Below are 14,998 nucleotides of genomic sequence, written 5' to 3'. Positions count from 1 at the left end.
AAGAAGGCGACGCGGTGCATGGCACCGGCTGCGCCGGTGTTCGCGGGTGAACCCGCTCCCACAAGGACCGCGCCAGCCTGCAGGTATCGGGTAAGCCGGAGGTGTTGGCTACCCCAGCCATCTACTACTTTAGTACTGCATTTGCTGTCTATCGTCGCATTCACAAAGCATCGCCACTGGCATGTAATGGGCCTATAACAAAAAGGAAAATCCCCATGCCACGTGCCCTGCGCCCCTTGCTGGCTGCCGTTTCGCTGAGTCTGTCGCTGGGCGTCGCCCAGGCCGACAGCACCCCGCTGTTCTCCGCCGAAGGCTACCGTGCCACCCTCTACCGCAGCCCGACCCCGCAGCAGGTCGAAGGCGGCCAGGTCATCGACACAGCCGCGTTACAGCACCTGCTGGGCCAGAACCCCAGGCCGGTGCTGATCGACGTCTACCGCCGCCAATGGCTGCAAGGCCGTTTCATCGAAGACGAGCCCCACGCCAACCTGCCCGGCAGCCTGTGGCTGGCCAACACCGGCGACGGCGAACTGAGCCCGGCCTGGCAGGACTACTTCGTGCGCAATCTGCAAAAAGCCACCGCCGGGCACCCGGAGCAACCGCTGGTGTTTTACTGCCGCTCCGATTGCTGGTTAAGCTGGAACGCGGTAAAACGCGCAAAAGCCCTGGGCTATGAAAACCTGTACTGGTACCGCGACGGCGTGGACGCCTGGCAGCAGGCCAACCTGCCGCTGCAACCGGCGCAACCCGTGCCCTTCCCCTGAATAACTTGCCTGCGAATGCGTGCCCCGCCCCATCCAATAAAAACAAGGTGAATAGGCCATGTACAAAATTCTGATTGCCGACGATCACCCCCTGTTTCGCGAAGCCATCCACAACGTCATCAGCGATGGCTTTCAAGGCAGCGAGGTCATGGAAACGGCCGACCTGGACAGCGCCCTGGCATTGACCCAGGCGCACGACGACCTCGACCTGATCCTGCTCGACCTGAACATGCCCGGCATGCACGGGCTCAACGGTTTGATCACCTTGCGCAACGAAGCCCCGACCACGCCGGTGGTGATCGTTTCGGCCGAGCAGGAAAAGCAGATCGTACTGCAGGCCATCACCTACGGGGCCGTGGGTTTCATTACCAAGTCCTCGCCGCGCTCGCAGATGATCGAAGCGATCGAGCAGATCCTCAACGGCAATGTGTATCTGCCGCCCGACATCATCCGTGCCCAGAAAAGCAGCAACAGCCGGCGCCACAACGATACCCCCAGCTTCCCGCCGGAAATGCTCCAGGCCCTGACCCGCAAGCAACTGCTGGTGCTTGAGCGCATGACCAAAGGCGAATCGAACAAGCAGATTGCCTATACGCTGGAAATCGCTGAAACCACGGTCAAGGCGCATGTATCGGCGATCTTGCGCAAACTCAATGTGCATAACCGGGTGCAGGCCATTCTCAGTGCCGGGGATATTGATTTTGCTGACTACTTGCGGCGCTGACCTGCTCTGGCCTCTTCGCGGGTAAACCCGCTCCCACAAGTATCGCGCAGTGCTGAAAACCGCGGGATCCTGTGGGAGCGGGTTTACCCGCGAAGAGGCCGGCAGCTATGTCCCGCTGCTGGCCAACAAATGGCTCATCGCCGTCTTGAGCCTCATCGGCCGCACGGGCTTGTGCATCAGGGTATGGCCCAACTCGCGGATCTGCAGCTTGAGGTCGTTGCTGTAGTTGGCGGTGATCATCAGCGCCGGTAGCGGCTGGGCGCGGCGGGCATTGATCCGCGCCACGGCGTCGACACCGTTGCAGTCGTTGTCCAGGTGGTAGTCGGCAATCAGCAGGTCGGCCTCGGCGTGGTAATTGTCCACCTGGCGCGCCAGGTCTTCCTCCGACAGCGCCGTGACCACCTGGCAGCCCCAGCCCTCCAGCAAGGTGCGCATGCCGGCACAGATCGCCGCATCGTTATCCAGCACCCACACCCGCGCCCCACGCAGGCGTTCGAGCATCGGCTCGCAGATCACCGGGCTTGGCTGGGCCTTGGGCGCGGTGGCGCTCAGCGGCACTTCCACCGCGAACACCGAGCCTTTGCCGAGCCATGAACGCACCCGGATCCGGTGGCCGAGGATGCCGGCGATCTTTTCCACGATCGCCAGGCCCAGGCCCAACCCGCGGTCCTGGTCCGGGCGCTGGACATCACCGCGCTTGAACTCCTGGAACATGTCTTCCAGGTGCTCTTCGGCAATGCCGATACCGCTGTCCCACACTTCAATGCGCAGGCCGCCACGCTGGCGCCGACAGCCCAGCACAACGCGGCCGCTGCAGGTGTAGCGGATGGCATTGCTGAGCAGGTTGCGCAGGATCCGCGCCAGCAGCTGGATGTCACTGCGCACCACCGCAGAACAGCCCACAAAATGCAGCTCAAGCCCTTCGCTGCGCGCCACTTCGGCGTATTCGGCAGCCAGGTTGTCCATCAGCTCGCTGAGGGCGAACGGGGCGACATCGGCCTTGATCACCCCGGCATCGAGCTTGGAAATATCCACCAGAGTGCCTAGCAGGTTCTCGACATCCTCCAGCGAGTTGCTGACATTTCGAACCAGGTGGGCACTGTCTTGCGGCTCGCGGCGCTCGAGCAGCGCACTGGTGAACAGCCGCGCCGCGTTAAGCGGCTGCAGCAGGTCGTGGCTGACCGCAGCGAGGAATTTGGTTTTCGACAGGTTGGCCTGGTCGGCCTCGCGCTTGGCCTCTCGCAGGCGCGACTCGGCTCGGCTGCGCTCCTCGATTTCACGCAGTAGCTGGTCGTTGAGGCTGGTCAGTTCAGCGGTGCGTTCGCGCACCCGCTGCTCCAGGTGCTGATAAGCCTGGTGCAGCGCCTGGGCGGTATTGCGGCGCTCGGTGATGTCGCGGATCAATACGAAGATACCCACCACATCGCCACTGGCCAGGCGGTTGGGTACGTACGAGCGCAGCATGTAGCGCTCCTGGCCATTGATGTTGGTTTCGGCAAACTCGAACGTGACGCTCTCCCCCGCCAGGGCCCTCGCCACATAGCCTTCCAGCCGCTGGTAATGCTGCTCGCTGTGGGCCTCTCGCAGGCTCTGGCCCAGCATTACGCCGTGCGGCCAGCAATACCATTCTTCATAGACCTTGTTGGTGAATTCGTAGACCAGATCGGCATTCAGGTAAGCGATCAGCGCCGGAACATTGTCGGTAATCAGGCGAATCTGGTGCTGGTGGGCAGTCTCGGCCCGCTGTCGAGCCTCGCTGAGCAGGCGGTTGACCGCCTTGAGCTCAGCCATGGCCTGGTTCAGGGCATCGGTGCGTTCACGCACCTGCTCGGCCAGTACCACCGAATGCTGGAACGCCGCATAGGGGTCGTTGCCCCGCGTTACCCCCGACTCGATGCGTTCGATCAACGCGCCGTTGATCCGCTGCAGCTTTTGGTTTTCGTGCTGCAGCCGGCTGAGCTCTGCTTGCAGTTCAGCGCCCGACCGGAGGCCGGTTGCGGGCAATGGCGACCCCGGTGAAGGTCTGGTTGATGTGCATGCCATTGAACTGTTCTCCGTAGGTGTTGAAGCCGATCACCCGCTGCTCGCGCAAGAACGCACCCACTGGCTCCAGGCCGTGATGGGCTTCCAGCTCCAGGCGCCGCAGAAAGCAATCGCAACCGATGGTCAGCAGCGGCGGGCCAAGGCGCTGGTGCAAACCGTCGAACAGCTGGTGCAGGTTCGGCAACAGCGGGCCCGGGGTCATGGCGGTGAGCACGATGCCGTTTTCCACTGCGCAGTAGAAACTCAGGCTCAGGTCCGGATGCACTTGCTGGATCGCCCGCACGTAATACTGGTCATGAATGCGCACCGCCAGCGGGTGGGCGGCGAAAACCCGGTAATCGAGCGCAGCCACCGGCACGCCGATGTGCCGGGCGTACTCCTCGGCCGCAGGCTCGGCATTCAGCTCGAAAACCCGACGCTGGGCACTGTCGGCGCCGGTTACCACCAGTTTTTCCTGGCGTGGCAGGATGTGGTGCGTGGTGAACACTTCGAAATCGAGCCAGGTGTTGACCAGCACCACCACAGCGGCGCCGTTGTGGAACGCGCCGCCGAAATACACATGGGTACGGGTCAGGTAGTTGTCGTCGCCGGCCGAACCGCCAAAATGCGGGATGTCCCCCAGTGCCGCGCTGAGGGCGGCGAGCACCATTTCCTCACGGCTGGACAGGCCGTCGAGCAGGGTCAGGGCAAAGCTGTGGCCCTTGATCGGTGCCAGGGTGTTGCTGCGACAGGTGCCCACCAGGCGCTCGACCATCTGCTGCGCGTCGATCAAGCTGAAGTGCTCCATTTCATCGATCAGCTCGGTGGCGATGGAAAAATGCCGGTGATCGAAGCCCACCGCCGTGACGCAATTGCGGCCGTAGCCCAGCGGGGTGATTTCGCCGGCGCTGGTGCAGCCGACCAGGCGTATGCCGCCAAAATCCTGTTCCAACGCGTCGCCCAACGCCTGCAAGTCGTATTCGGCGGAACAGAAGAACAGCACGAACCCCAGGTGCGGGTGCAGCAGCTGCCGCGCCAGGTCCTGGGCGGCCAGCCGTGCATCGGTGGCCTGGGACATGGCGCTGACCACACCGTCGTTTTGGGCCTGCTGCATCGTGGTCTCCGGCGCGGGGGTGGCTGAGTGGCAAGTGTACGAAGGTGGGTACGGGCGGCGAATGCTACTTGGGTAGCGGGTGGGCGGTTCCATGGGTGTAAAAGCAGCCTGTGTTTAGCAAATCATTGTGGGAGCGGGCGTGCCCGCGAACACCGGCGAAGCCGGTGCCATAAATCGCGTCGCCTGATTCGCGGGCATGCCCGCTCCCACAGGTACACACCAAGGCTGATAACCTGTGATCTACCAGGTCAGCACCGCGCCCACCGCAAAGGTATCGGTGTCTTCGTTCTGCGCACTGGTGTCATGCCCGTCGATGGAAAACTGGTTGTACTCGGCCACCAGCTTGAGGTTGTCGTTGACATCATGGAACAGCGCCACACCCCGGGTCTCGTAGTCCGCCCCGCTACCCACCGCCCCGTTGCCGTCGTCCTTGGTCTTGCCATACGACAGCGCCACGCGGTTCTTGCCGACCTTGTACGAGCCCTGCAGCAGGTAGCCGTCACTGTCGACATTGCGCAACACCGGTTCGCCCGCGTTGTTGGTGAAGAACGGGTTGATGCCCTTGGCCTGGAAGCCCGAGCCGGTCAGCGACAGCCCGCCTATCTTTGCCTGCACCCCGTAACCCACCCCCTTGGACGTGACCGTTTCTACCGTCGAGTCAGTGTTGTCGGAAGTCTGGTAGCTGCCGTTGACCCAGCTGTAGATCTGCGCCCCGCCCAGGTCGAACTGGTAGGTGATCTCGCTCTCGGTGCGCGGGTTTTCCTGGTAGGCCTTGCCGGTCGGGCTGCTGTCGTTGGTGTCCACCGGGTCCATGATGCCCACCGCCACCCGCAGGCCATCCATCACTGGCGTGCGGTAGGTGATCTGCGAGGTGGGGAACGGGTACGGGTAGCCACTGCCGATGTTGCCGAACGACACCCCGCCACCATCCACCAGCCCCAGGGTGTCGCTGACCTGGCCATAACCGGCCAGCAGTTCGTCGAGCAGAATGTTGGAGCGGGCGAACAGCCCGAAGTCCTTGCCGATCAGTACCTCGCCCCACTCGGGGTTGGCCACGGTGCCGTAGAACTGGCGCACGTCGATGGCGGTATCGGTGCCATTGGTTTCACTGTCGTTGATCGTGACCCAGAACGAGGCACGCGCGCCGAGCTTCAGGTCATCCACCTGCTTGCCCATGTTGAAGCCCAGGTAGTTGGGCAAGAAGCCCATCTTCACCCGCGACTGGCGGCGGTCGAACTGCTCGCCCTCCCGGTCGACCTTGCTGTTGACGTAGAAGGCGTTGATGTAGCCGTCGGTAGAGAACGTTGTCTGGTCCTTGTCGTACAGCATGATCTCGGCCTCGGCGACGCCGCTGAGGCCCAGGGCAGAAAAGCTGGCGATGGCGGCTGCCAGAAAACGAGGCGGCAGGTGCTTATTGTTGTTGTGCATGGCGCGCTCCAAACGGGGACTGGATGTCGGAGGCGATTATCAGAAGTGGGCAAATTGCCGGGTACGCTGCTTTCGGGCGGGCGGGCAGGTGCTTTGGGCTGGCGAATGCGGCGTGAGGATTTGGTCGCGGTACCCGGTCGGGCCAGGAGGCAAGACTTAGGGTGTACGCATGAATAGCAGGCGGGTATCAGTACGGCTGTACGAACGGGTGAATTGCGGTCCGGGAGGCGCTGGATGGCACCGGCGCTGCCGGTGTTCGCGGGTAAACCCGCTCCTACAGGTGCTGCGCAAGGCTCGAAGGCTGCGCAAACCCTGTGGGAGCGGGTTTACCCGCGAAGAATTCTACGCGGTGGGTGTCGCTTCCATCAGGAAGCAAGTGCCTGCGAACGCTGGCACGCGGGCATTTCATAGCGGTGCGGTTGCTGCCAGGCCAGGCGGGCCTGCACATCGATAGCCGCGGCCTTCACCTTCTCTGCCCAGTTCTCGTCTTTCGGGCACACCACCACAACGCGAAAACCGTGGTCGACGCCTTCCAGCCGCACACCTTCGGAATCATCGACATGCAGGTCGATGTCGAACGCCGAGGGCAACTTCGAGGGGGAGTTCTCCAGGCCGTTCTGGGCCAGGATATGCTGGTGCCGGTCACTGTTGACCACGCCATCGACATGGATACCGTAGAGCATCAGCCAGCGGCGGATGTACGCCGGGGTGCGCCCCGACGAGGTGTAGATCCAGATGCTGCAGCCCTGGCGGCGCAGGTCGCGGATCAATTCACGCGTGCCACTGCGCAGGGGCTCACCCAGCCAGCGGTGGACGAAGTCTGGAAGCTTGCTGTCTTCGGCGGCAGCATGCTCGGGCAGGCAAGCAAGCGTGTCGTCGATATCGAACGAAATACGTACCTGGCCACGCTTGAGCTTGCGCTCGATGGCTTGCCGCCCGCGTACGAACATGGATGAACGTTGCATCAGCGGTGCCCCCCACAGACAGGCACGGGCGTGCCGTTCAGGAAGAACTTGCCGGGCTCAGGCGCCTTCTCTTCAAGGAAAGCGGCGTACTTTTTCTTGATCTTGGGTAGTTCGTACAAGGCCTTGACACCGTGTTTAGCGGAGTTGCGTATGACCGAGGACGGGTTGAAATAACCCTCGGCGTTGTCCAGCGACAGCACGAATGGCGGTAACCCGGCACGCATCAGCAAGTAGCTGACAATGAGCGAACCTGTGCGATTGTTGCCTTCGATGAACAACTGCGGCTTGCTGAGGATACGTACATACACACCGGCTGCCCGCTTCCAGATCGAATCGCTGCGGTACGAGCAGTACCAGTTGTACAAGTCCTTGATGCCACCTTCGACGTTGTTGAAAAAGTGTGCCTCGGTTGCCGCGAGGTGCGGGGCATATTCCAGGCGACGGGCCGGGTCGCTGCCGCAGAGCACGGTGGCATTGATTTCCAGCATCAGGTTCAGCTGTTGCAGGTCGAAGAGGTCGATACCGCGAGCGACATAGTCGTCAATCAGCGCGTAGCCTTCAAGTACGTTCAGCAGCACCTCGTCGGTAAACGGGTCCCGCGGTTCGGTGAAATGCCGGCTGAGTTCGGCAAAGCGGCCCTGCACCTCGCGCAGTGCGCGCTCTACCGCTGAAAGATCAAGACGACGCGTTGCTCGCATTGGAAATCCCGGGTAACACTTTAACGGAAGGTAACGCGGCCGGGTGCTGCAACCTCCCTGGCTGCAACACCCGGCCACCTTGGGCAGGCCTGACTCAGCTGAACTTGCCGCTGATGTAGTCGCTGGTCAGTTGCTCGCGTGGGTTCTGGAAAATCTGCGCCGTAGGGCCCATCTCGACCAGGTAGCCGGTGCGGCTGCCCTGGGAAATATCGACCGAGAAGAACGCCGTGGTGTCGGCTACACGAATCGCCTGCTGCATGTTGTGGGTCACCAGGGCGATGGTGTAGTCCTTCTTCAGCTCGACCATCAGCTCTTCCACGCGACGGGTGGCAATCGGGTCGAGTGCCGAGCAGGGTTCGTCCAGCAGCAGCACTTCGGGTTCGGTGGCGATGGCACGGGCAATGCACAGACGCTGCTGCTGGCCGCCGGACAGCGACAGGCCGCTGACCTTGAGCTTGTCCTTCACTTCGTCCCACAGCGCGGCACCTTGCAAGGCGTGCTTCACGCGGTCACCCAGGTCGCCCTTGTAGCGGTTCAGGCGCAGGCCGAAAGCCACGTTGTCGAAGATGCTCATCGAGAACGGGTTGGGCTGCTGGAACACCATGCCGATGTAGCGGCGCACGACCACAGGGTCAACGCCCTTGCCGTAGACATCCTGGCCCAGGAAGTGCACATGGCCTTCAAAGCGGAAGCCCTTCACCAGGTCGTTCATGCGGTTGAGGCTACGCAGCACGGTACTCTTGCCGCAGCCCGACGGCCCGATGAAGCCGGTGATCTCGTTCTTTCTGATCGGCACATGGCTGTCACGCACGGCCATGAAGTTGCCGTAGAAAATCTTGTCCAGCTTGCAGTCCATGACGATCGGGGTTGCTTCACTGACCATGGGAGCGGCTCTTTGCGCAGTGGATACGTTCAAGTTGGATGCTCCCTTTCTCAATACTTGGGCTTGCCGAAGACTCGGCTCAGAATGTTGATTACCAGCACGATCATTACCAGCACCAGCGAGGCCGCCCAGGCGAGCTCGAGCTGGTTGTCGAATGGCATGCCGGAGAAGTTGTAAATCAGCACGGCGAGCGAGGCCGTAGGGTTCATGACCGCCAGGCTGCCGTCATGGTAGATCCAGTAGTTGCTGAACAGCGCGGTGAACAGCAGTGGCGCGGTTTCGCCAGCGGCGCGGGCCACGGCCAGCATGACGCCGGTGAGGATGGCCGGCAGGCCGGTGGGCAGGACGATCTTCCAGATCACCTGGGCACGGGTGCAGCCCATGCCGTAGGCGGCGTCCTTCATGATCTTGGGCACCATCTTCATCGACTCTTCAGCGGTCAGCACCACGATCGGCAGCATCAGTACTGCCAGGGCCACACCGCCAGCCGGCGCCGAGTAGGTACCGGTGGTCATCACCACCAGGGCGTAGGCAAATACCCCGGCCAGGATCGACGGCAGGCCGGTGAGCATCTTGGCGGCAAAGCGCGCGGCATTGGCCAGCTTGCTGTCGGGGCCGAGTTCGGCCAGGAATACCGCGGCCAGGATACCTACCGGTACCGCGATGGCGGCGGCAATGCCGACCATGACGAAGGTACCGGCCATGGCGTTACCAAAACCGCCACCCATTTCGAAGCCGGTCGGCGGCAGCTCGGTGAAGACTTCCAGGCTAAGGCGTGCACCGCCGCGGGTGATCAGCATGTACAGCACGGAAATCAGCGGCACGCTGGCCACCAGGGCCGCCAGCCATGCCAGGGTGGTCAAAAGCACGCTGCGCAGGGCACGGCCTTCCAGCTTGCGTTGCAGGCTGGGCAAAGCGGCTACAGGGGTCGTCAAGTCAGTCATTGTGTGTTACCACGCTGGGCGTAGAGCATGATCATCGAGCCAAGCACGTTCACCAGCAGGGTGATGAACATCAGGACCAGTGCCGCGTACATCAGCACTTCGACCTCGTTCGGGCCGGCTTCCGGGAAGTTCAGCGCCAGCAGCGCCGCCAGGGTGTTGGCCGGGGCGAACAAGGAAAGGGAAATGGTGTTGGCGTTGCCGACCAGCATGGCCAGCGCCATGGTTTCACCGAGCGCGCGGCCCAGGCCCAGCACCAGCGAACCAAAGATGCCGGTAGCCGCGGATGGCACCATCACCTTGAGGATGGCTTCCCAGTGGGTAGTGCCCATGCCGTAGGCGGCTTGCTTGGTTTTCATCGGTACGCTGGTCAGCGCATCCTGGGAAACGGCAGCGATGGTCGGCAGGATCATGATCGCCAGTACCAGCGCAGCAGGCAGCAGGCCAGGCCCGCTCAGGGAGGTGCCGAAAAACGGGATCCAGCCCAGCTCGCTGTTCAACCAGGCGGTCAGCGGGCGAATCGCCGGGATGACCACATAGATGCCCCACAGGCCGTAGACCACGCTGGGGATGGCGGCGAGCAGTTCGACGATGGTGCGAAACACCGCGGCGAGCTTGGCCGGAAGGAAATCCTGGGTGAGGAAAATGGCCATGCTGACGCCGAAGAAACCGGCGATCAACAAGGCGATGAATGCACTGTAAAGCGTGCCCCAGATCGCTGGCAGAATACCGTACTTGCCTTGGTTGACGTCCCAGACGCTGCCGAACAGCACGTCAAAGCCGTGCTTTTCGATGCCGGGCAGCGCCTTGCGGCCCACTTCGTAGACCAGCGCGAAGACCAGCGCCAGCACCAGCACCACACCAATGCGTGCAAGCGCACGGAAGGTGCGATCGACCAGGAAGTCCTTCGCAGACGGTGGCTGGCACGCGGAGTCGGGGTTATCCGGTATGGCAAAAGGTGTGTTCATTGGCGAGTTCCGGGACAAGGGACAAACACCCCCGGTATGGCTTCATGCCGATACCGGGAGCGCCTGGGTATTACTGGATGTTGGCGGACGCTTTACGCACCTGGTCGACAACCGACGCAGGCAGCGGGATGTAACCCATCGAGTCGGCGATGGTCTGGCCTTTGGTCAGGCTGTACTCGACCATTTCACGCATGGCCTTGGCTTTTGCCGGGTTGCCGTTGTCCTTGCGGAAGATCATCCAGGTGTAGGAAGTGATCGGGTAGGACTTGGCACCGTCCGGATCAGGCAGCCAGGCCACCAGGTTTTCCGGCATGTTTACCGCAGCCAGTGCTTCGGCACCGCTCTCTGCGTTTGGCACGACGTATTGGCCAGCCTTGTTCTGCAGCACGGCGAAGTCGACCTTGGCCAGCTTGGCGAAGCCGTATTCGATGTAGCCGATGGCGCCCGGGGTCTGGCGGACGGTGGCGGTTACGCCATCGTTCTTCGGCGACTTGATGAACTTGTCGGTGGCCGGCCAGTTGACGGTGTTGCCCTCGCCCAGGCCTTGCTTGAAGTCAGCGTTGATGGCCGACAGGTGCTTGGTGAAGACTGCGGTGGTACCGCTGGAGTCGGCGCGCACGACCACGGTGATCGGGGTGGCTGGCAGTTTCAGCTCAGGGTTGGCCGCGGCGATTTGCGGGTCGTTCCACTGGGTGATCTTGCCCAGGAAGATGTTGGAGTACACCTCGCGCGGCAGCTTCAGCCCTTTAGGGTTGCCCGGCAGGTTGTAGGCCAGGACGATTTCGCCGGCGGTCATTGGCAGCAACTGCACGCCTTCGCCAACCTTGGCGATGTCTGCTTCGCTCATGGCCGAGTCGCTGGCGGCGAAGTCGACGGTCTTGTTCAGGAAGTCCTGAACGCCCGCCCCGCTGCCCTTGGACTGGTAGTCAACGGTGACGCCAGCAGTGTTCTTGCTGAAGTCCTTGAACCAGGTCAGGTAGATCGGTGCAGGGAAGCTGGCGCCGGAACCTGTCAGGCGAACGTTTTCTGCAGCAAAGGCTGCCGAAGTGGCGCAAAGGGAGACCGCAACGGCGAGTGCAGCAGACTTCATCAGGCGTTTCATCAAAAAGTGCTCCTTGTGATGGCCGGCACACTTTGCATCAGCTGTGTTACAGCTTTGTGACTATTGAATGGCACCCCCGTGGTAGAGCGTATTGCACGTGCCATCACGGCAGGTTGATGTCATGCGCTGGTAACCGAAGGCGGCTATCACTTGGCCACCCCCGCCCACGTGAGCCTTTGCCATGACCGAAACCGAACACGCCTTGATGAGGCGCATTCACCGCGAACTGCTCGACCACAGCGACGAAGAGCTGGAGCTGGAACTGGCCGAGGACGGCCATGACCTGAACGCGCTGTTCGACGAACATGTCGAGGACGGCAGCGAAAAGGCCGCGCGCAGGACTTATTTCCGTGAACTGTTCCGCCTGCAGGGCGAACTGGTAAAGCTGCAAAGCTGGGTGGTCAAGACCGGCCATAAAGTGGTGATCCTGTTCGAGGGCCGCGATGCTGCCGGCAAAGGCGGCGTGATCAAGCGCATCACCCAGCGCCTCAACCCCAGGGTGTGCCGGGTTGCCGCCCTGCCCGCGCCGAACGACCGCGAACGCACCCAGTGGTACTTCCAGCGTTACGTTTCACATTTGCCGGCCGCCGGCGAGATCGTGCTGTTCGACCGCAGCTGGTACAACCGCGCCGGCGTGGAAAAGGTCATGGGTTTTTGCAACGACGACCAGTACGAAGAGTTTTTCCGTACCGTGCCGGAGTTCGAACGCATGCTGGCGCGCTCGGGCATTCAGCTGATCAAGTACTGGTTCTCGATTTCCGACCAGGAGCAGCACCTGCGCTTCCTCAGCCGTGTGCACGACCCGCTCAAGCAGTGGAAGCTCAGCCCCATGGACCTGGAGTCCCGCCGGCGCTGGGAGGCCTACACCAAGGCCAAGGAAATCATGCTGGAGCGCACCCACATTGCAGAAGCGCCCTGGTGGGTGGTGCAGGCCGACGACAAGAAGAAGGCCAGGCTCAATTGCATCCACCATCTGCTTGGGCAAATGCCTTATGAAGAGGTGGAAGTGCCGATGATCGAGCTGCCACAACGGGTCAGGAAGGAGGACTACATCCGCAACCCGACGCCGAAAGAAATCATCGTGCCGCAGGTTTACTGATACCTGCTCTTGGCGCTGTGTTCATGCGCAGCGCCTGAGCAAGGTCTTGATCGGGCGCCTTACCCGGCGCTTGGCCACTTGCCTTGGTTTGATCCAGCGGCAGGCGTCGATTTCGTTCAGGGGGCGCGGCTTGTCTGCCGCCTTGCGGGCTTCGAAGAGGTAGTGAATGACCCGCTCCTCGCGGTACTCACTGACAAAGCGCAACTCGTCGAAGGCCAGGCCTGTTTCTTCCGCCATCTCTCGCCGGGCCGCCTGCAGCGGGGTTTCGTCCGGCTCTACCCTGCCACCCGGCAGGTTCCACTTGGCGTTGCGCTTGCGCACGAAAAGCACCTGGCCATCCTTGCGGTAGATGACCGTGGCGCGGAGTTTGATGCCTTTGCGCCTGGCTGTAGCGCTGTCCATTGCCTTCATGCGTGATCCCGGTTCGACTCGCTGGGCTGGAGCACTGCAATGGCTCCTGCCTCAACCCTAAAGGCTCAATGTGTCGATTAAATGACTGCCGCCCTGGGCGAACCCGCCGCTCGTCCATTGCCCGGCACTTTCGATGCACAAGTGGCTTCAACCGTTCAGGCCAATCCAGCAGGAGAGAAAACCATGCCGCGTGGTGACAAAGGCAAGTACACGGAAAAGCAGAAACGCAAGGCCGAGCACATTGAGGAGAGCTACGAGCATAAAGGTCTCCCCAGGGAAGAAGCCGAGGCGCGTGCCTGGGCCACTGTCAACAAGCAATCCGGGGGCGGAGAAAAGCAAGGAGGCTCCGGCAAGGCGACACCTTCCGGCGAGAAGAAAACGGCTCGCTCGGACTCCGCCAAGCGGGCGTCGAAAACACGCCAGGGTTACTCGCGCACTTCAGCCAGTTCCCTGCAAACCCAGACCAAGGAAAGCCTGATGAAGGAAGCCCGCAGCAAGGACATCAAGGGCCGCTCTACCATGACCAAGGCCCAGTTGATAGAAGCGCTGCGCAAACACGGTTGAAGGCATAGTGGCTGGCACCGGCTGCGCCGGTGTTCGCGGGTGAACCCGCTCCCACAGGGAACGGGGGGCGCATGCGGTACAAACCGGGGACATGGTTTACAGGCTGCAGCATCACCTTGCAGGAGCAGCCGTGTGCTGCGAAGAGGCCGGCAAGCCTGAAGATTATCGATGGCTGCAATGGCCTCTTCGCAGCACAAGGCTGCTCCTACAGGGCTTGTGTTTGCCTTGAAATCTCAGCCAATGCCGACAATACCCGCTTCATCACCATCCCGGTTGCGGGATGCGCACTCGAACTCGGCCTGGGCCCGTGTGGAAAAGTTGAGGCTCAAGCGCATCTTTTCTTGGGTGTCATAAAGGTCATACCCCTCTCCCAGGGCGGCAGGAAAGCCAAGACGCCGAGGGTAAACCTCTCGTTTTACTGGCACTGCGGGCACCACAACGAAGCGCGTCTGCATGATCGTCCCTCTTCGGCAGTGCTTAAGTATTAGTACCGCTATGTGAAGGCATCAAGATAACTCATGCAATATTTTGGTTCAGCGACCTATGCTCGCGGTAATGAGTGCGCAAAAACCCACCAGGCAGACAGCCCCGATGGCATAGAACAGCGTTCTCCATGGCTGCACGCCCAGCAGGTAGGCCAGCGTATGCAGCACCCTGGCAAGGGTGAAAGCAATGCTCAGCCACACAGTGGGCTGCGCCGCAACGTCCAGGGCGATAGCCAGCCCACCCAAGGCGAAAAACGCCGGGATGTTTTCCAGGTCGTTAGCCCATACCTTGGCGGCGCGGAGCACCTCAGGTCGCTCAGCCGCTTGCGCCGCACGTTTGAAGACAGCAGCATCCTCAGGGTTGGTGAACGCCACAAAGCGCAAGCGGTGATAGCCCTGGTAACAGGAGACCATGAACATCTTCAGGAACAGCACCACCATACACAGCGCATAAACAGTCAAGGCATTGCTCATGGCTGACGCACCCCGGCAACGCCTCTGTTGACCAGATACAACAGCGGCCCCGCCGAGACGAACACAGCCGTCAGCAACAGGTAGGGCAGCAACGACATCCCCTTCCCGCCCCGTGCACGGTTGTCCCTCACCATCCAGACGCAGGCCAGCCCTGCCATCAGGTACAGGTCGATGACCACCTGAGCGGTGTCAGGCCGCGACAGCAGTTGCAGGCCGAACGCTAGCAGCGACTGCTCGGCAATCAGCATCGTCCAGCCGGTATACAGCGAAAACAGCACCAGCAACGCCAGCGCGCAGATACGCAAGCCCATCGTCCTTTCCTCGGTAGGGTTTGCCGGCACAGTAGTGATAGGGTT

The 14,998-nt window shown here is 61.8% G+C and carries 17 protein-coding genes; 4 read left to right on the top strand and 13 right to left on the bottom strand.

Going from position 1 to position 14,998, the window contains the following annotated elements; translation table 11 throughout:
• The first annotated feature begins 215 nt into the window (after positions 1-215).
• Both ABOC32_RS15030 and ABOC32_RS15025 read left to right on the top strand, forming a co-directional pair.
• Positions 216-764, top strand: a complete 549-nt coding sequence (locus tag ABOC32_RS15030) for a PQQ-dependent catabolism-associated CXXCW motif protein (protein WP_426807750.1) — start codon at positions 216-218, stop codon at positions 762-764.
• A 58-nt stretch (positions 765-822) separates the two neighbouring features.
• On the top strand, positions 823-1,488 hold the full coding sequence (locus ABOC32_RS15025; RefSeq protein WP_043195925.1) for a response regulator transcription factor: 666 nt from the start codon (positions 823-825) through the stop codon (positions 1,486-1,488).
• Positions 1,489-1,593: 105 nt separating this feature from the next.
• On the opposite strand, the gene ABOC32_RS15020 is transcribed toward ABOC32_RS15025, so the two are convergent.
• From ABOC32_RS15020 to pstS, 9 genes are all read right to left on the bottom strand, one after another.
• Positions 1,594-3,492, bottom strand: coding sequence for a NahK/ErcS family hybrid sensor histidine kinase/response regulator (locus tag ABOC32_RS15020; RefSeq protein WP_426807749.1), 1,899 nt, complete (start codon positions 3,490-3,492; stop codon positions 1,594-1,596).
• Positions 3,461-4,624, bottom strand: a complete 1,164-nt coding sequence (nosP, locus tag ABOC32_RS15015) for a nitric oxide-sensing protein NosP (RefSeq protein WP_426807748.1) — start codon at positions 4,622-4,624, stop codon at positions 3,461-3,463. The genes ABOC32_RS15020 and nosP overlap by 32 nt, the downstream gene beginning before the upstream one ends.
• 240 nt (positions 4,625-4,864) lie before the next feature.
• Complete coding sequence (locus ABOC32_RS15010; protein ID WP_426807747.1) at positions 4,865-6,052, bottom strand: porin; 1,188 nt, start codon at positions 6,050-6,052, stop codon at positions 4,865-4,867.
• Between the two features lie 365 nt (positions 6,053-6,417).
• A complete protein-coding gene (locus ABOC32_RS15005) occupies positions 6,418-7,017 on the bottom strand; it encodes a hypothetical protein (protein WP_426807746.1) in 600 nt (199 codons plus the stop codon).
• Positions 7,017-7,715, bottom strand: a complete 699-nt coding sequence (locus ABOC32_RS15000) for a hypothetical protein (protein ID WP_234225412.1) — start codon at positions 7,713-7,715, stop codon at positions 7,017-7,019. Before ABOC32_RS15000 ends, ABOC32_RS15005 begins: the two co-directional genes overlap by 1 nt.
• Before the next feature lie 94 nt (positions 7,716-7,809).
• On the bottom strand, positions 7,810-8,598 hold the full coding sequence (pstB, locus tag ABOC32_RS14995) for a phosphate ABC transporter ATP-binding protein PstB (protein ID WP_016500238.1): 789 nt from the start codon (positions 8,596-8,598) through the stop codon (positions 7,810-7,812).
• A gap of 50 nt (positions 8,599-8,648) precedes the next feature.
• Entirely contained in the window at positions 8,649-9,542 is an 894-nt protein-coding gene (gene pstA / locus ABOC32_RS14990) for a phosphate ABC transporter permease PstA (protein ID WP_016486166.1), read from the bottom strand.
• Positions 9,539-10,507 carry a phosphate ABC transporter permease subunit PstC gene (gene pstC, locus ABOC32_RS14985; RefSeq protein WP_426807745.1) on the bottom strand — a complete coding sequence of 323 codons (969 nt, stop codon included), beginning with the start codon at positions 10,505-10,507 and terminating at the stop codon, positions 9,539-9,541. The genes pstA and pstC overlap by 4 nt, the downstream gene beginning before the upstream one ends.
• A gap of 70 nt (positions 10,508-10,577) precedes the next feature.
• A complete protein-coding gene (gene pstS / locus ABOC32_RS14980) occupies positions 10,578-11,609 on the bottom strand; it encodes a phosphate ABC transporter substrate-binding protein PstS (protein ID WP_016486164.1) in 1,032 nt (343 codons plus the stop codon).
• Positions 11,610-11,790: 181 nt separating this feature from the next.
• Here pstS and ppk2 point away from each other — a divergent pair, with 181 nt between their 5' ends.
• Complete coding sequence (ppk2, locus tag ABOC32_RS14975; RefSeq protein WP_264359582.1) at positions 11,791-12,708, top strand: polyphosphate kinase 2; 918 nt, start codon at positions 11,791-11,793, stop codon at positions 12,706-12,708.
• A 21-nt stretch (positions 12,709-12,729) separates the two neighbouring features.
• Here ppk2 and ABOC32_RS14970 read toward each other — a convergent pair whose 3' ends face one another.
• On the bottom strand, positions 12,730-13,119 hold the full coding sequence (locus tag ABOC32_RS14970; protein WP_050491815.1) for an NUDIX domain-containing protein: 390 nt from the start codon (positions 13,117-13,119) through the stop codon (positions 12,730-12,732).
• A gap of 183 nt (positions 13,120-13,302) precedes the next feature.
• On the opposite strand from ABOC32_RS14970, the gene ABOC32_RS14965 reads away from it, so the two are divergent.
• A complete protein-coding gene (locus ABOC32_RS14965) occupies positions 13,303-13,683 on the top strand; it encodes a termination factor Rho (RefSeq protein WP_426811607.1) in 381 nt (126 codons plus the stop codon).
• A 233-nt stretch (positions 13,684-13,916) separates the two neighbouring features.
• Here the strand turns inward: ABOC32_RS14965 and ABOC32_RS14960 are convergent, their stop codons facing one another.
• The 3 genes from ABOC32_RS14960 to ABOC32_RS14950 form a co-directional block, all read right to left on the bottom strand.
• Positions 13,917-14,138, bottom strand: a complete 222-nt coding sequence (locus ABOC32_RS14960) for a hypothetical protein (protein WP_426807744.1) — start codon at positions 14,136-14,138, stop codon at positions 13,917-13,919.
• Between the two features lie 78 nt (positions 14,139-14,216).
• Positions 14,217-14,642, bottom strand: a complete 426-nt coding sequence (locus ABOC32_RS14955) for an MAPEG family protein (protein WP_426807743.1) — start codon at positions 14,640-14,642, stop codon at positions 14,217-14,219.
• The gene (locus ABOC32_RS14950) at positions 14,639-14,953 is read right to left on the bottom strand and encodes a DUF2834 domain-containing protein (RefSeq protein WP_426807742.1); all 315 of its coding nucleotides are present in this window, start codon (positions 14,951-14,953) and stop codon (positions 14,639-14,641) included. Before ABOC32_RS14950 ends, ABOC32_RS14955 begins: the two co-directional genes overlap by 4 nt.
• Between the last annotated feature and the right edge of the window lie 45 nt (positions 14,954-14,998).

Source organism: Pseudomonas sp. WOUb67 (assembly GCF_050058005.1).
Lineage (GTDB): Bacteria > Pseudomonadota > Gammaproteobacteria > Pseudomonadales > Pseudomonadaceae > Aquipseudomonas > Aquipseudomonas putida_R.
Note: the sequence above shows the minus strand (reverse complement) of the source record. Positions and strands in the feature narration are given on the sequence as shown.

What these genes read in the sequence shown, in the direction of transcription:
- ABOC32_RS15030 (WP_426807750.1), top strand. Translation starts at nt 216, where the DNA reads ATGCCACGTGCCCTGCGCCCCTTGCTGGCTGCCGTTTCGCTGAGTCTG.
- ABOC32_RS15025 (WP_043195925.1), top strand. Translation starts at nt 823, where the DNA reads ATGTACAAAATTCTGATTGCCGACGATCACCCCCTGTTTCGCGAAGCC.
- nosP (WP_426807748.1), bottom strand. Translation starts at nt 4,624, where the DNA reads ATGCAGCAGGCCCAAAACGACGGTGTGGTCAGCGCCATGTCCCAGGCC.
- ABOC32_RS15010 (WP_426807747.1), bottom strand. Translation starts at nt 6,052, where the DNA reads ATGCACAACAACAATAAGCACCTGCCGCCTCGTTTTCTGGCAGCCGCC.
- ABOC32_RS15005 (WP_426807746.1), bottom strand. Translation starts at nt 7,017, where the DNA reads ATGCAACGTTCATCCATGTTCGTACGCGGGCGGCAAGCCATCGAGCGC.
- ABOC32_RS15000 (WP_234225412.1), bottom strand. Translation starts at nt 7,715, where the DNA reads ATGCGAGCAACGCGTCGTCTTGATCTTTCAGCGGTAGAGCGCGCACTG.
- pstB (WP_016500238.1), bottom strand. Translation starts at nt 8,598, where the DNA reads ATGGTCAGTGAAGCAACCCCGATCGTCATGGACTGCAAGCTGGACAAG.
- pstA (WP_016486166.1), bottom strand. Translation starts at nt 9,542, where the DNA reads ATGACTGACTTGACGACCCCTGTAGCCGCTTTGCCCAGCCTGCAACGC.
- pstC (WP_426807745.1), bottom strand. Translation starts at nt 10,507, where the DNA reads ATGAACACACCTTTTGCCATACCGGATAACCCCGACTCCGCGTGCCAG.
- pstS (WP_016486164.1), bottom strand. Translation starts at nt 11,609, where the DNA reads ATGAAACGCCTGATGAAGTCTGCTGCACTCGCCGTTGCGGTCTCCCTT.
- ppk2 (WP_264359582.1), top strand. Translation starts at nt 11,791, where the DNA reads ATGACCGAAACCGAACACGCCTTGATGAGGCGCATTCACCGCGAACTG.
- ABOC32_RS14970 (WP_050491815.1), bottom strand. Translation starts at nt 13,119, where the DNA reads ATGAAGGCAATGGACAGCGCTACAGCCAGGCGCAAAGGCATCAAACTC.
- ABOC32_RS14965 (WP_426811607.1), top strand. Translation starts at nt 13,303, where the DNA reads ATGCCGCGTGGTGACAAAGGCAAGTACACGGAAAAGCAGAAACGCAAG.
- ABOC32_RS14960 (WP_426807744.1), bottom strand. Translation starts at nt 14,138, where the DNA reads ATGCAGACGCGCTTCGTTGTGGTGCCCGCAGTGCCAGTAAAACGAGAG.
- ABOC32_RS14955 (WP_426807743.1), bottom strand. Translation starts at nt 14,642, where the DNA reads ATGAGCAATGCCTTGACTGTTTATGCGCTGTGTATGGTGGTGCTGTTC.
- ABOC32_RS14950 (WP_426807742.1), bottom strand. Translation starts at nt 14,953, where the DNA reads ATGGGCTTGCGTATCTGCGCGCTGGCGTTGCTGGTGCTGTTTTCGCTG.